Raw genomic sequence first — 13,050 nt, forward strand, 5'->3', positions numbered from 1 at the left:
CTCACGCCTGCCCGGGAAGCAGAAGGTATCGCCGGGCGGTTACATGAATACGTGACCGGTACCGTTGCCACGCAGACCCCAGCACCCGCCGATGCCGAGCGCACGGACTGGCATATTCCGGCGATGCTGGCGCTGGCCCTCGGTGGATTCGGAATCGGCACAACCGAATTCGTCACCATGGGTTTGCTGCCCGATATCGCGAGTGCCATGCGCGTATCCGAGCCGACGGCAGGTCATGCGGTATCGGCCTATGCGCTCGGCGTTGTCGTCGGCGCTCCGCTGATCGCCGCACTGGCCGCGCGGGTGCCGCGCAAACGTCTGCTGGTCGCCCTGATGGTGGCGTTCACCATCGGAAATGCTGCGACGGTTATCGCGCCCACATTCGAAACTCTGGTCATCTCACGGTTCGTTTCGGGCCTGCCGCACGGCGCTTACTTCGGTGTCGCCTCGCTGGCCGCTGCCACGTTGGCGCCAGTGGGGCAGCGCGCCAAGGCGATTGCCGCGGTTATGCTGGGATTGAGCGCCGCCAACGTTGTCGGCGTTCCCGGCGCGACCTGGCTGGGCCAGCATCTCGGCTGGCGCGATGCCTTCGTGGTGGTCGCGGTGATCGGTGTCGCCACCGTCGCGGCCCTGATCCGATTCGTGCCGGAACTGCACGGTATCCGGATCACCAACCCGATGACCGAACTCGGCGCACTGCGTCGCCCGCAGGTGCTGCTGACCCTGCTGGTCGGCGCGATCGGCTTCGGCGGTATGTTCGCCGTCTACACCTATATCACCACCACGCTGACCGACGTGGCCGGTCTGCGGCTCGGTCTGGTGCCGTTCGTGCTCATGCTCTTCGGGCTCGGGATGGTCGCGGGAAATATCGTCGGCGGCATTCTGGCCGATCGCGGCGTCGACCGGGCGATCTACGCTTCGATGATCGCCATGGTCGTCATCCTGGCGGTATTCGTTGCCGCCGCGCACAATCCGTACACGGCCGCCATCGGCGCCTTCTTGATCGGCGCATCGGGTGCGGCGCTCGCGCCCGGTCTGCAGACCCGGCTGATGGATGTCGCCGCCGACGCCCAGACCCTCGCCGCGGCGCTCAATCACGCGGCCCTCAATATCGCCAACGCGGCGGGCGCGTGGCTGGGCGGGCTCGTCATCGCGGCAGATCTCGGCTACACCGCGCCCGCTGCCCTCGGCGCGGGTCTGGCCGTGCTCGGCGTTCTGCTGTTCACGGTGACCGTATGGACCGCTCGCCGCTCAGTGGCTTAGGTGCTGGGTTCCAGCGCGACGACCGGAATCACCCGATCCGTCTTGGTCTCGTATTCGGCGAAGCCCGGCATAACCTCCACCATGGCCGCGTAGAGCCGATCGCGTTCCGGGCCCTCGGTGATCGGGGTAGCCGTCGCCTCGACGGTCTCGGTGCCGATCTCCAGCGTGACCTTCGGATTCGCCCGCAGATTGTGATACCAGTCCGGGTTATCGGGTGCGCCAGCTTTGGACGCGATGATCACCAGACGGTCGCCGTCACGGATGTAGGCCGCGGGATTCGTGCGCGGCAGTCCGGTCTTCGCGCCGGTCGTAGTGAGCAGCAGCAGATCTTTGCCCTCGAACGGGCCGCCGACCTTGCCCGCATTCGCACGGAACTCCGCGATGATGTTCTGGTTCCAATCGTTGGCCATCTGCACTCCTCGGATCGAGAGATCGGGTCGAGGTAATCGTCGCCGATGGATGGTCCGCTCAGATCACCTTTTTGAAGAATCCGCGCAGGTCGGCGAGTAACAGGTCGGGGGTTTCGTGTGCGGCCCAGTGCCCGCCGCGGTCGTATTCGTGCCATTGCACGAGGTTGCGATGGTCGCGTTCGGCGAATTTGCGTGGCGGTTTGAAGTCGAAACCGAAGGAGGCCAGCCCGATCGGCACCCTGGTGGGCTTCGTCGCCTCGGTCGAGCGATGGTGTTCGAAGTAGAACCGGGCCGCGGGCGCCGAGGTATTGGTGAACCAGTAGATCGCCACATTGGTGAGCAATTCGTCGGTGCTCATCGCCTTCACCAGCGCTTGACCGCTCCAAGCGAGTTGGCCGACCGGTGAATCCGACAATGCGTGGCCGAGGGTCTGCGGTTGCGCTTGCTGGGTGGCGTTGTGGATGGCGTGCGCGCGGAATTTCTGCCCGAAGTACACCAGGATCAGCTCGTATTCGCTGAGTCCGTCCAGCTCGCCCGGCTCGCGCCTGGGAAAAGAATAGAGCTGGGTCACATGCACGCCGACGACTCGGTCCGGGGCGAGTCGGCCCAGCTCGGGTGCCACGATGGCGCCGCAGTCGTTGCCGTGCACACCGTAGAGGTCGTAGCCGAGGCGGTTCATCAGCTCGTCGAATGCCGCCGCCATGCGTGTCGGGCGCCAACCGGCGGTGTGGGTCGGTCCCGAGAAGGCGAAGCCGGGGTAGGACGGGATCACCACGTGGAAGGCGTCGCTCGGATCGCCGCCGTGTGCACGTGGATCGGTCAATTCGCCTACCAGGCCGAGGAATTCGGTGAACGAACTCGGCCAACCGTGCGCGAGTAGCAGCGGCATCGCGTCGGGCTCCGGCGAAGTGACGTGCACGAAATGAATAGTTTGCCCGTCGATTTCGGTCGTGTATTGCGGAAATGCATTGAGCCGCCGCTCTTGTGCGCGCCAGTCGAAACTGTCGCGCCAATATTCGTGCAGCGGGCGGACGAATGACAGCGGAACGCCGTACTCCCAGCCGGGCCGCACCGGCACGCCCGGGTACACCCGGCCCGCGATCTCCCGAGCGGGCAGTTCCGCGACGTACCGGGTGTGCGTCAGGCGGTATGCCAGGTCGTCCAGGTCGGCCTGCGGGATCGCGATTCGGAAGGGCTTGATCTCGGACACCGACTCAGCCTGCGAGAGTCGGACGGCCGGAACAACGCCGAATCCGACTGTCATTCGATTACTTTCGCTTATCGGCCGCCGCGCGCAATAGCCGGTCGACCAGCGTATCGACGTAATCGTCGGTGAGCGGGCCGGTGCCGAACAGGGTGCGGGTGTAGAGCGGGGCCAGGATGATGTCGACCACCTCCAGCACATCGGGTGTCTGTTCGCCGCGGGCGGTGGCTCGATCCAGCATGGCCTGGACCTGGTTCGCGCGTTCGCTGAGGAAGCGGTCGCGCGTCTGTTCGCCCGCCGTGCCGGTGTCGAGCAGCGCGAGAATCGTGCGCAGCAGCGCCAATCCGTCGGGTCCGCTGACATCGCGCGCTGCCTTGGCGGCGTAGGCGCGCAGATCGCCCTCGAGCGAACCGGTATTCGGTATCGCCGACTCGGTGCCGAGCCGATCGACGGTCACCTCCATGGCCAGCGCCTCGAGATTGCCCCAGCGCCGGTAGATGCTGGTATCGGCGACGCCGGCGCGCGCCGCGACATCGGCGACGGTGAAGTTGCCGTAGCCGCGTTCGGCGACCAGTTCGGTGACCGCCTGGTGTACCGCCGCGCGCACGCGGGCGCTGCGGCCTCCGGGACGGCGGGCGCGGGCTTGTTCATCCATGCCCCCATCTTAAAGCAGTCGAGACTTGCGTTTGTGTGTGGGCGGCCGCTATCGTGTGCTTAACGCCGCAACGAACTGCGTTTAGGAGCTGGCAATGGAACCGATCTTCTTTCCCGATAACCACTCGTTCTGGTACGAGACCCTGCGCATCTTCGGTCACATCGCTTATGGCGGAGCCGATTTCGGCGAAGTCGCGGTCACCGCCCAGCGGATCGTCCCCGACGATTACGACAGTTGGTACGACGAGTGGCTGGCTACCGCCGATCGGGTGGCGGGTGCGGCGCGCACGGCACATCGGGTGAGCCGCGTCCAACGGTGGTGATGCACAACGGATTCGACGGCACGGTCGAGGAAATGCACTTCTTCGGCGCGGTCGCGGCCGTCGAGCGCGGCTACCACGTGCTCAGCTTCGATGGTCCGGGCCAGCCGGGCACCAGGCACCACCAGGGTCTGGCCTTCCGTCCGGACTGGGAGAACGTGGTCGGGCCCGTGCTCGACTATGTCGCTGCCCGGCCCGAGGTGGATGCCGACCGGATCGCCCTGTTCGGGGTCAGCATGGGCGGTGTCCTCGCGCCGCGCGCCGCCGCCTTCGATCAGCGGGTGGCCGCCCTGATCGCCGTCGACGGCATCTGACCTGCCCGAAGACGCTGCTCGAATTCACCGTCGAAGAGGGTGCCGACGCCCACTGCCAGTCCGGCGCGCAGCGTTTCGCATTCGCTCGCATTTACGACTGGCTCGACGACACCTTCGACCGGGCGTAACCCTTCCCCAACTGCTCGAGACTTTCAGGAGATCAACATGATCAACCGCATCGACCGCGCCATCGATATGACCGGTGACATCGTCAAAGGCATTGCCACACAACAGATGAACGTATCCACGCCGTGTCGGGAATGGGATCTGCGCGAACTGCTCAATCACTTGGTGGGCGGCATGAATATCTTTGCCGCTCAACTACAGGGCCTGACCCCGGTTCGCGACCACCACGACGACTGGCTCGACACCGACCCGCAGGGCGCCTACGCCGAGGCGGCCGTGCTCGACCGCGCGGCCTGGCATCGCCCCGACGCACTCGAGCAGAAGGTGCGTCTCGGCTTCGGCGAGGTGCCCGGCCCGATGGCGGCGGTGATCCACCTGACCGAACTCGTCGTGCATGGTGTCGATCTGGCGGTCGCCACCGGACAGGACGACTTGGTCGACGAGCAGCTGTGTGCGGAGATGCTGGCGATCATGCATGAGATGGGCATCGAAAACTTCCGCGTACCAGGGATGTTCGGTCCGGAGGTTGAGGCGCCCTGCGATGCTCCCGCGCACCGTCGGCTGCTCGCCTACGTTGGCCGAGCCTGAGGCCCGTGGCCCGTGGCCCGTGGCCCGTGGCCCGTGGCCCGTGGCCCGTCGCATCGTTGCGGCGGGCCTTTGCCATGCCGTCTGCCTTCGTCGCGTCACCGACTGTCTTCGGCCGCGCCGCCATCAGCTCGGAGGCGTCCGACCGCGGCGTCAGTTCTGCTCCAGTGGCCCCAGCTCACGAACAACGCTCGCCAGCGCGCGAATCTGCTGGGTTTCACCGCCGCTGCGCCAGACCAGCGCCCACCGGACCAGGTGTGAATCGCTGATCGGCACGTAGCGAATACCAGGGCGGTTGTAGTAACGGGCGACATGGCTCATGCCCATGGTGAAGGCGCTGCGGGTGCTGGCGACCGTCAGGATGTCTTCCACCGTCGAGACGGTGCAAACGCGTTCGATGGGACGGCCCCGGGGTGTATAGAAGGGGCTGATGGCGTCCTCCCAGTAGTCGGGCATCGGCTTGCTCGGAGCGAGTACCCCGCGATCGCCGAAAACCTCCAGGGATAAATGCTTTTCGTCCGCAAGCTCGTGGTCGTCGCCCATCATCGCCACCATGGGTTCGGTGGAGATGATCGGCCCGACAGTCAGATCGGGTTCCTCGACCGGTAACCATGCGATGACCACGTCGGCCTCGCCACGTCGCAACGGGTCGAATTGTTCGATGAACTCGATATTGCGGATCTGTAGTTCCCACTGCGGGTGCCGAGTACGGAAAAGCTCCCAAAATGGCCGGTAGTCATACGAATTGAAGCCGATCATGGCGATGCGAAGAATCCGGGCCGCCCCCTGTGCGGTCGAGCGCGCGTTCTCGATGGCCTGCGTCAGCTCGTGGTATGCCGGGCGCAAGTCGCTGAGCAACTGCTTGCCCAGTGCGGTGAGCTGGATATTGCGCGGGTTGCCGCGGTCGACGAGACGTCCACCGATACGTCGTTCCTGATTCTTGATCGACTGGCTGATCCGAGCTTGGGAAAGATACATCCGTTCCGCGGTCCGCCCGAAGTGCAACTCCTCGGCCAGCGCCAGAAAGATTTCGATATCTCTCAGTTCCATCGTGGTGCTCCTGATTGGTTACGCCAGCCAATCAGACCATTTTTCGACAGAACGCGCTGCTAAGGTTAGCGTTCGAAGTCTGGCGATGAACATACAGATCTGTATGTAAGTGTAGAATCGCCGGAATGACCAGGTCCGAAGCGCCCAAGCGCCGCACGCAGGAGCAGCGCAGTAGTGAGATGCGCACGCGGTTGCTCGATGCCACCATCGACTGCCTGGTCGAATACGGGTATGCGGGGACGACGACGCCGCGGGTCGCCGAGCTGGCCGGGGTCACCCGTGGGGCCCAGGTGCACCATTTCGGGTCCAAGACCGATCTGGTGGTCGCGGCGATCAGTCATCTGGCGCAGTTGCGTGCGGAGACCGCGATGCGGGAGATGTCCAAGGTTCAGGGCGGCGGCGATCCGGTCGGGGCGGCCTTGGACTTCCTCTGGGAGCTACATCAGGGGCCACTGTTCATCGCCACCGCTGAGCTGTGGGTGGCGGGTCGGACTGATCCGGTTCTCGCCTCGGCCATGGAGAAGGTCGAGCCGTTCGTCAATAATGCCGTGCTGATGGCGGTCGCTCGATTCGTCCCGGATGAGATGCGGCGCAAGGAAGCTCGCGATTTCGTCTACACCGCAATGGATGCGCTGCGCGGAATTTTGGTCTCCAACTTTATCGATCCGGATTCGGAACGGGCACACCGGCGTTGGCGGCGGGCGTCGGTGCATCTGCGAGAGATCGCGAGCGCCGCACTGGCCGCGCGTCCGATGCTGGGTGCCGCCGAATAGCTAACGGCCATCGGGCTTTTCGACCCGGCTGCCTGCCGGCATCTCAGTGTTGGCGGCAATACGTGCGCCCCTGCTTGTTGGTTGAGAGCCTCAGTGATGTACCTGGTTCCGGCCCTCCGGGTCCGGGCGCCGCCGAGGCGATCATGTCCGGCCGCTCGAACTCCATTTCGTGCGTGATCGCACCGAAGGGTGCGCGCATAGGGGCGGGCGAGCGGCATCCGGCGTTGATCATCTGCTTGGTTCCGGCGTCCGAATGTCCGGCGAGCTGCTGGCTGCGGCGTCCGCCCGTCACCTATGGCGTAGATCGCCGAGCGCGTCAACTATCTGCGCTTCATGCCCCAGCACGCCGGAAGGCTTGCCGTTGCCCTTGGTGGATGGCGCGATGCGCGCTACCCGCGGCATGGCGCTCCCGATCGCCCTGAGCTGGTAGTTCTCGTATTTCGCGGCATGGAATTCCTTGTACCCTTGCAGATTTACATACAGCTCTGTATGTTTGTTTCTGTTCGATCCGGCGCTATCGATCACTGTGGGCTGTCGTCTACGGCGCATGGTCACCCCGGGTCAGGTACTACGTGAGGAGTTCGATGGCGAACAAGGTCTACGTCGTTGGCGTCGGCATGACGAAGTTCGAAAAGCCGGGCCGCCGTAAGAACGAGGACGGCAGCGCGTGGGACTACCCGGATATGGCGCGGGAATCGGGGACCAAGGCGCTCGCCGATGCCGGGATCGACTATCGCGAAGTCGAGCAGGCTTACGTCGGTTATGTCTACGGCGAATCCACCTCCGGGCAGCGCGCGGTCTACGAACTGGGGATGACCGGCATTCCGGTGGTCAACGTCAATAACAACTGCTCGACCGGATCCACGGCACTTTATCTTGCGGCACAGGCGATTCGGGGCGGTCTGGCCGATTGCACGCTGGCATTGGGTTTCGAGAAGATGCAGCCGGGCTCGCTCGGTTCAACCTGGGACGATCGCGAACAGCCGATGGCCAAGCACGTCATGGCGCTCGCGGAGATCTCCGAGGTGCTTTTCCCGGTGGCGCCGTGGATGTTCGGCGCGGCCGGGCGCGAGCATATGAAGCAATACGGCACCACCGCGGAGCATTTCGCGAAGATCGGCTACAAGAATCACAAGCATTCGGTGAACAACCCGTATTCGCAGTTCCAGGACGCGTATTCGCTCGATGACATCCTGGCCTCGCGGATGATCTACGACCCGCTCACCAAGCTGCAATGTTCGCCGACCTCGGATGGTTCGGGTGCGGTCGTGCTGGCCAGCGAGGAATTCGTGAATTCGCACGACCTCGCGGCGCAGGCGGTGGAGATCGTCGGCCAGGCGATGACCACCGACTTCGCCTCCACCTTCGACAACACCGCTAAGAACCTCATCGGCTACGACATGAATGTCCAAGCCGCGCAACAGGTGTACCAGCAGGCCTGCCTCGGTCCGGAGGACTTTCAGGTCATCGAGCTGCACGACTGCTTCTCCGCCAACGAACTGCTGCTCTATGAGGCCCTCGGGCTCTGTGGCGAAGGCGAGGCCGGAAAGCTCATCGACGACAACCAGACCACCTACGGCGGCAAGTGGGTGGTGAACCCCTCCGGCGGACTGATCTCCAAGGGGCATCCCTTGGGTGCAACAGGTTTGGCGCAATGCTCCGAACTCACCTGGCAGCTGCGCGGGACCGCGGACAAGCGCCAGGTCGACAACGTCACCGCCGCGTTGCAGCACAATATCGGCCTCGGCGGCGCCGCTGTCGTCACGGCCTACCAGCGGGCCGATCGCTGACCGCTCTGCTTCGCGAAAGCCTCGATGCAGCAACGATATTCATTCGACAAGGAGTAACTCATGGGCCATATCGAAGCCACCAAGGACGTCAACGCCACCCCCGACGCGCTCTGGGCGGTCGTCTCCGATCCGCAGACCTGGGACAAGTGGTTCACCATCCACGAGCGCTTCATGGAGGAGCCGCCCGCCACCTTGGCCGAGGGGGCCAAGCTGGTCGCGAAGATCGTCATGCTCGGCATGGCGAACAAGCTGGAATGGACCGTTGTCGCGGTCGAGCAGCCGAACAAGCTCACCCTCGGCGGCACCGGAATGGCCGGGGTGAAGACCGAATTCACCTTCGATATCCAGCCCAAGGGCGATGGCGGCAGCACCGTCCTGGTCTCGGGGGACTTCGAGGGCGCGCTGATCAAGGGCGCACTCGGGAAGGCGGTCGAGAAGGACGGTCTCAAGCAGCTGGACCGGTCGCTCGAACAGCTCGACGCTCTTGCCTCGGCCTGAGAAGGAGCCGGCGATGAAAACGGAGGCCACTGTGGCCCGGCCAGTGGAATTCGACGACAGCGGGCTCGAAACCTGGTGTGACGATGAACATTTCGAGGTCACGAAGGAACGGATCGCCGAATACGCCGCCGCAACCAATGATCCGATCGAGGCGCATCTGGCGGGCAAGGTGGCCTCGCCGATCTTCGGCATCGTCCCGGTGTTCGAGGCCATGATGATGCCGGTGATCGATGTCGCGCCGATGGACATCTTCGGCCGAGTCATGCACGGGGAGCAGGATTTCCACTTCTACCGCGCGATCCTGCCGGGGGACCGGCTGGTCTCGCGGGCGAAGGCGATCGGCTACGCCAGCCGTTCGAATGGCAGCACCATCACCATTCTCATCGAATGCCGCACCGAGGCAGGGGAATTGGTGAACGAGCAGTACCTGACGGCCTTCTTCCGCAATATCGAGGCGGGCAAGACGGTCGGTGTCGCCGCACCGGCGCACAAATTCGACGAGAACCTGCGGGCACATGATCCGGTCGCGGTGGTGCCGCAGCATGTCGATCTCGATCAGACCTACCGCTATTCGCCCGCTTCCGGTGATCCGGTGCCGCTGCATCTGGATGAGCAGGTCGCGAAGGATGCGGGTCTGCCCGGGATCATCGCGCACGGACTGTGCACCATGGCCTTCGCATCGTGGGCCGTGCTGACCGAGGCCGCGGGCTCGGATGTCCACCGGCTGAAGCGATTTGCCGTTCGATTCGCCAAGATGGTCTTCCCCGGTGACGACCTGGAGACCCGGATCTGGAAGGTCGGCTCGGCCGACGGCGTCACCATCTACGCCTTCGAAACGGTCCGTGGCGGGGACGTCGTACTGAGCGACGGCCTCGCGGAGATCGCCGATTAGCCACATGTCCCCGGCGAGAGCCGCGACATTCATTTCGCCACGGGATACCGGGGCAGAGGACAGGAGTCGACGCACATGGGTGCACTGGAAGGAAAAGTCGCCGTTATTACAGGCGCGGGCCGTGGTATCGGCCGCGAGCACGCCCTGCTGTTCGCTCGCGAGGGCGCCAATATCGTGGTCAATGACCTGGGCGGCAGCAACTCCGGCGAGGGTACCGATGTCGGTCCCGCGCAGGAGGTCGCCGATGAGATCGTCGCGGCCGGCGGCAAGGCCGTCGCGAACACCGAGAACATCGCGACCTGGGACGGCGCGAAGAAGCTCGTCGATCAGGCGGTTTCGGAGTTCGGCGGCCTGGATATCGTGATCAACAACGCGGGCATTCTGCGCGACGCCTTCATCGCGGGCATGGACGAGGCACAGTGGGACGCGGTCGTTGCCGTACACCTGAAAGGCCACGCGGCCGTGCTGCATCACGCCGCGGCGTTCTGGAAGGACCAGAGCAAGGCTGGCAACCAGCCAAATGCGGCGGTCGTCAACACCGCATCGGCATCAGGTATCACGGTGCCGAATGCCGGTCAGAGCAACTACGGCGCCGCCAAGGCGGGGATCGCGGCGCTGACCCTGGTCGCGGCCGAGGAACTGGCGCGCTACGGCGTGCGGGTCAATGCCATCGCGCCGATCGCGCGTACCCGCCTCACCCTGGCCACTCCAGGCATGGGCGCGATGATGGCCGCCGAGGCCGAGGCGGCCGAGGAAGAGGGCGGTTTCGACGCCTTCAGTCCGGCCAATATCTCCCCGTTGGTCGCATACTTGGCTTCCGATAAGTGTGCGATCACCGGCAAGGTGTTCGCGGTACAGGGCGGTGCCATTTCCGAACTCGCCGGTTGGCACGACGTGAAGACGATCGAGGCCGAGGGCCCCTGGCTCATCGACGACATCGCCGCTCGGCTGCCCTGAGCTGACGCACCCCGTCGGCTTCGCCGACTGCCACCCCCTGGTTAGGAGAGCAACGATGTTCGAATGGTCCGAAACCGATGTGATGATCCGCGACGCTGTGCGGACCTTCATCGACAAGGAGATACGTCCGCACCTCGACGCGCTCGACAGCGGTGAGATGACGCCGTACCCGATCATCCGGAAGCTGTTCAGCGAGTTCGGAATCGACGCCATGGGTGGTGAGGCGATCGAGAAGTTGCTCGCCAAGCAGAAGGCTCGTGCGGCGGCCATCGCGGCCGGGGAGCCGAAGCCGGAGAAGAAGGAAAAGGTTTCCGGCGGTGGCCCGTTCAGCGGCCAGGAGTCGCTGATGGCCGTGCTGATCGCCGAATTGTCGGGCGTCTGCATGGGTTTGGTGACCGCGATGGGCGTGTCCATCGGCCTCGGTGCGACCACCATCATGTCGCGGGGCACCCTGGCCCAGAAGGAGCGCTGGCTCGCCGACATCGTGACCATGAAAAAGGTTGCGGCATGGGCGATTACCGAGCCGGACTCGGGTTCGGATGCGTTCGGCGGCATGAAGACCTACGTCAGGCGCGACGGCGAGGACTACATCCTCAACGGTCAGAAGACCTTCATCACGAATGGTCCGTTCGCCGATGTGATGATCGTCTACGCGAAGCTCGACGAGGGCGATGGCGGCGACAAGCGCGAGCGTAAGGTGCTCACCTTCGTGCTCGACAAGGGTATGGACGGCCTCACCCAGGGCAAGCCGTTCAAGAAGATGGGCCTGCACGCTTCGCCGACCGGTGAACTGTTCTTCGACAATGTGCGCTTGGGTCGTGACCGGCTGCTCGGTGAGACCGAGGAGCACAAGGGCGGCGACGGCCGGGAGAGTGCCCGCTCCAGCTTTACCGCCGAACGCATCGGTGTCGGTTTCATGGCGCTGGGCATCATCAACGAATGTCACCGGCTGTGCCTGGACTACGCCAAGAGCCGCAAGCTGTGGGGCCAGGAGATCGGCCGCTTCCAGCTGGTGCAGCTCAAGCTGGCCAAGATGGAGATCGCCCGAATCAATGTGCAGAACATGGTCTTCAACACCCTCGAGCGCGGCAAGGCCGGTAAACCGCCGAACCTCGCCGAGGCCTCGGCCATGAAGCTCTACGCGTCCGAGGCCGCCACCGAGGTAGCCATGGACGCGGTCCAACTCTTCGGCGGTAACGGTTACATGACCGAATATCGAGTGGAACAACTCGCCCGTGATGCGAAGTCCCTGATGATCTACGCGGGCAGCAATGAAATCCAGGTCACCCACATAGCCAAGGGTCTGCTCGCCCAGTAGCGCGAACTTTGCCGTCGGCACAGCACATGCCGAACGGCACGTGTTCAGACCGCGCGCAAGTGTGTGCGGCTGGCGTAGATATGTTCGGCTATCAGGGTCGCGATGCGGTCCGGAGCTTCTAGCATGGGGACGTGCCCGACACCGTTGACCAGGATGCGGTCGGCGGAGTCGGGCAGTTCCTGCAGGAAGCGGCGGGCGTATACGCGGTTGGGGATGATTCGGTCGTATTCGGCCATCAGCAGGCGCACCGGGGTCGGAAGGTTGGACAGGTCTTCCAGGGCGGGAGCGCGCACGGTGCCGAGGATCAACGGGATCATGACGTCGCAATGCAGAGCGGCGGTGATCACGGCTGCGATATCGCGGCGCGAGACGGCGGCGGCGTTCTTGCTGAGCAGCAGAAGTGCGAAGCGTTGCGCGATCGGATTGTTGATCGCGAGCCCGCCGAGCCGCTTACCCACCTGGACGATCGGCACCAGCGACAGGAACTTCGCCCCGACGCGGAACTGGATGAGCGAGGGCGACTGCCAGCCGCCCGCCGGTGCGATCGCGGTCAGGGTGCGGGCCCGGCCGCGTCGGGCCAGTTCGAAGCCGACCCAGGCGCCGAGCGAATTGCCCGCGATATGGCAGGTACGCCAACCGAGTTCGTCGAGTTGATCCTCGATCCGGTCGGCGAGGGCATGGACATCGGTCGACCAGCCGTCGATCGATTCACCACCCCAGTGGCCGGCGAAGGCGGGGGCGAATACCTCGCAATGCGCGGAAAGCCGCAGCGCAACCTGTTCCCAACAGTGCGGCGAAAGCATGAACCCGTGCAGCAGCAGAACCGGATCACCGGAGCCGATATGCAGCGCTTTGATGGGGGCGGGAGAGTTGGTGGTGCCTGACTTCATCGTCAT

General features: G+C 64.5%; 16 protein-coding genes. 10 read left to right on the plus strand and 6 right to left on the minus strand.

Translation table 11 applies throughout. The features are described 5' to 3' along the window. Window positions 1-123: 123 nt before the first annotated feature. On the plus strand, window positions 124-1,263 hold the full coding sequence (locus AB0J47_RS17180; RefSeq protein ID WP_364346543.1) for an MFS transporter: 1,140 nt from the start codon (window positions 124-126) through the stop codon (window positions 1,261-1,263). Here the strand turns inward: AB0J47_RS17180 and AB0J47_RS17185 are convergent. From AB0J47_RS17185 to AB0J47_RS17195, 3 genes are read right to left on the minus strand one after another with little or no spacing between them, the layout of a single operon-like run. Continuing rightward, the gene (locus tag AB0J47_RS17185; RefSeq protein WP_364346383.1) at window positions 1,260-1,673 is read right to left on the minus strand and encodes a nitroreductase family deazaflavin-dependent oxidoreductase; all 414 of its coding nucleotides are present in this window, start codon (window positions 1,671-1,673) and stop codon (window positions 1,260-1,262) included. The two genes, AB0J47_RS17180 and AB0J47_RS17185, sit on opposite strands and share 4 nt — an antisense overlap. A 58-nt stretch (window positions 1,674-1,731) precedes the next feature. Then, complete coding sequence (locus AB0J47_RS17190; protein WP_364346385.1) at window positions 1,732-2,883, minus strand: epoxide hydrolase family protein; 1,152 nt, start codon at window positions 2,881-2,883, stop codon at window positions 1,732-1,734. A gap of 58 nt (window positions 2,884-2,941) precedes the next feature. Then, the gene (locus AB0J47_RS17195) at window positions 2,942-3,532 is read right to left on the minus strand and encodes a TetR/AcrR family transcriptional regulator (RefSeq protein ID WP_364346387.1); all 591 of its coding nucleotides are present in this window, start codon (window positions 3,530-3,532) and stop codon (window positions 2,942-2,944) included. 94 nt (window positions 3,533-3,626) lie between these two features. Here AB0J47_RS17195 and AB0J47_RS17200 point away from each other — a divergent pair, with 94 nt between their 5' ends. From AB0J47_RS17200 to AB0J47_RS17210, 3 genes are all read left to right on the plus strand, one after another. Continuing rightward, window positions 3,627-3,854 (plus strand): hypothetical protein, encoded by a 228-nt coding sequence (locus tag AB0J47_RS17200; protein ID WP_364346389.1) that lies wholly within the window; start codon window positions 3,627-3,629, stop codon window positions 3,852-3,854. Continuing rightward, window positions 3,854-4,165 (plus strand): alpha/beta fold hydrolase, encoded by a 312-nt coding sequence (locus AB0J47_RS17205; protein WP_364346391.1) that lies wholly within the window; start codon window positions 3,854-3,856, stop codon window positions 4,163-4,165. Before AB0J47_RS17200 ends, AB0J47_RS17205 begins: the two co-directional genes overlap by 1 nt. Window positions 4,166-4,330: 165 nt before the next feature. Further along, window positions 4,331-4,879, plus strand: coding sequence for a TIGR03086 family metal-binding protein (locus AB0J47_RS17210; protein WP_364346393.1), 549 nt, complete (start codon window positions 4,331-4,333; stop codon window positions 4,877-4,879). Between the two features lie 150 nt (window positions 4,880-5,029). Here AB0J47_RS17210 and AB0J47_RS17215 read toward each other — a convergent pair whose 3' ends face one another. Further along, window positions 5,030-5,926, minus strand: a complete 897-nt coding sequence (locus AB0J47_RS17215; RefSeq protein ID WP_364346395.1) for a LysR family transcriptional regulator — start codon at window positions 5,924-5,926, stop codon at window positions 5,030-5,032. 125 nt (window positions 5,927-6,051) lie between these two features. On the opposite strand from AB0J47_RS17215, the gene AB0J47_RS17220 reads away from it, so the two are divergent. Then, window positions 6,052-6,699: a helix-turn-helix domain-containing protein gene (locus AB0J47_RS17220; RefSeq protein ID WP_364346397.1), complete on the plus strand. Its 648-nt coding sequence runs from the start codon at window positions 6,052-6,054 to the stop codon at window positions 6,697-6,699. A gap of 288 nt (window positions 6,700-6,987) precedes the next feature. On the opposite strand, the gene AB0J47_RS17225 is transcribed toward AB0J47_RS17220, so the two are convergent. After that, a complete protein-coding gene (locus AB0J47_RS17225) occupies window positions 6,988-7,224 on the minus strand; it encodes a hypothetical protein (RefSeq protein WP_364346399.1) in 237 nt (78 codons plus the stop codon). Window positions 7,225-7,283: 59 nt separating this feature from the next. On the opposite strand from AB0J47_RS17225, the gene AB0J47_RS17230 reads away from it, so the two are divergent. From AB0J47_RS17230 to AB0J47_RS17250, 5 genes are all read left to right on the plus strand, one after another. After that, window positions 7,284-8,489, plus strand: coding sequence for a lipid-transfer protein (locus AB0J47_RS17230; RefSeq protein WP_364346401.1), 1,206 nt, complete (start codon window positions 7,284-7,286; stop codon window positions 8,487-8,489). A gap of 60 nt (window positions 8,490-8,549) precedes the next feature. After that, on the plus strand, window positions 8,550-8,987 hold the full coding sequence (locus AB0J47_RS17235; RefSeq protein ID WP_364346403.1) for an SRPBCC family protein: 438 nt from the start codon (window positions 8,550-8,552) through the stop codon (window positions 8,985-8,987). Between the two features lie 13 nt (window positions 8,988-9,000). Next, on the plus strand, window positions 9,001-9,879 hold the full coding sequence (locus AB0J47_RS17240) for a MaoC/PaaZ C-terminal domain-containing protein (RefSeq protein WP_364346405.1): 879 nt from the start codon (window positions 9,001-9,003) through the stop codon (window positions 9,877-9,879). A gap of 75 nt (window positions 9,880-9,954) precedes the next feature. After that, window positions 9,955-10,836, plus strand: coding sequence for an SDR family oxidoreductase (locus AB0J47_RS17245; RefSeq protein WP_364346407.1), 882 nt, complete (start codon window positions 9,955-9,957; stop codon window positions 10,834-10,836). 55 nt (window positions 10,837-10,891) lie between these two features. Continuing rightward, window positions 10,892-12,154, plus strand: a complete 1,263-nt coding sequence (locus AB0J47_RS17250; protein ID WP_364346409.1) for an acyl-CoA dehydrogenase family protein — start codon at window positions 10,892-10,894, stop codon at window positions 12,152-12,154. Between the two features lie 44 nt (window positions 12,155-12,198). On the opposite strand, the gene AB0J47_RS17255 is transcribed toward AB0J47_RS17250, so the two are convergent. Continuing rightward, window positions 12,199-13,050, minus strand: a complete 852-nt coding sequence (locus tag AB0J47_RS17255) for an alpha/beta hydrolase (protein ID WP_364346411.1) — start codon at window positions 13,048-13,050, stop codon at window positions 12,199-12,201.

The sequence above is a fragment of the Nocardia sp. NPDC049737 genome, from assembly GCF_040674755.1.
Classification (GTDB): Bacteria; Actinomycetota; Actinomycetes; order Mycobacteriales; family Mycobacteriaceae; genus Nocardia.

Bases quoted from the DNA above. Each gene is read 5' to 3' on its own strand.
- AB0J47_RS17180 (WP_364346543.1), top strand. From the start codon at position 124: ATGCTGGCGCTGGCCCTCGGTGGATTCGGAATCGGCACAACCGAATTC.
- AB0J47_RS17185 (WP_364346383.1), bottom strand. From the start codon at position 1,673: ATGGCCAACGATTGGAACCAGAACATCATCGCGGAGTTCCGTGCGAAT.
- AB0J47_RS17195 (WP_364346387.1), bottom strand. From the start codon at position 3,532: ATGGATGAACAAGCCCGCGCCCGCCGTCCCGGAGGCCGCAGCGCCCGC.
- AB0J47_RS17200 (WP_364346389.1), top strand. From the start codon at position 3,627: ATGGAACCGATCTTCTTTCCCGATAACCACTCGTTCTGGTACGAGACC.
- AB0J47_RS17205 (WP_364346391.1), top strand. From the start codon at position 3,854: ATGCACAACGGATTCGACGGCACGGTCGAGGAAATGCACTTCTTCGGC.
- AB0J47_RS17210 (WP_364346393.1), top strand. From the start codon at position 4,331: ATGATCAACCGCATCGACCGCGCCATCGATATGACCGGTGACATCGTC.
- AB0J47_RS17215 (WP_364346395.1), bottom strand. From the start codon at position 5,926: ATGGAACTGAGAGATATCGAAATCTTTCTGGCGCTGGCCGAGGAGTTG.
- AB0J47_RS17220 (WP_364346397.1), top strand. From the start codon at position 6,052: ATGACCAGGTCCGAAGCGCCCAAGCGCCGCACGCAGGAGCAGCGCAGT.
- AB0J47_RS17230 (WP_364346401.1), top strand. From the start codon at position 7,284: ATGGCGAACAAGGTCTACGTCGTTGGCGTCGGCATGACGAAGTTCGAA.
- AB0J47_RS17235 (WP_364346403.1), top strand. From the start codon at position 8,550: ATGGGCCATATCGAAGCCACCAAGGACGTCAACGCCACCCCCGACGCG.
- AB0J47_RS17240 (WP_364346405.1), top strand. From the start codon at position 9,001: ATGAAAACGGAGGCCACTGTGGCCCGGCCAGTGGAATTCGACGACAGC.
- AB0J47_RS17245 (WP_364346407.1), top strand. From the start codon at position 9,955: ATGGGTGCACTGGAAGGAAAAGTCGCCGTTATTACAGGCGCGGGCCGT.
- AB0J47_RS17250 (WP_364346409.1), top strand. From the start codon at position 10,892: ATGTTCGAATGGTCCGAAACCGATGTGATGATCCGCGACGCTGTGCGG.
- AB0J47_RS17255 (WP_364346411.1), bottom strand. From the start codon at position 13,050: ATGACGATGAAGTCAGGCACCACCAACTCTCCCGCCCCCATCAAAGCG.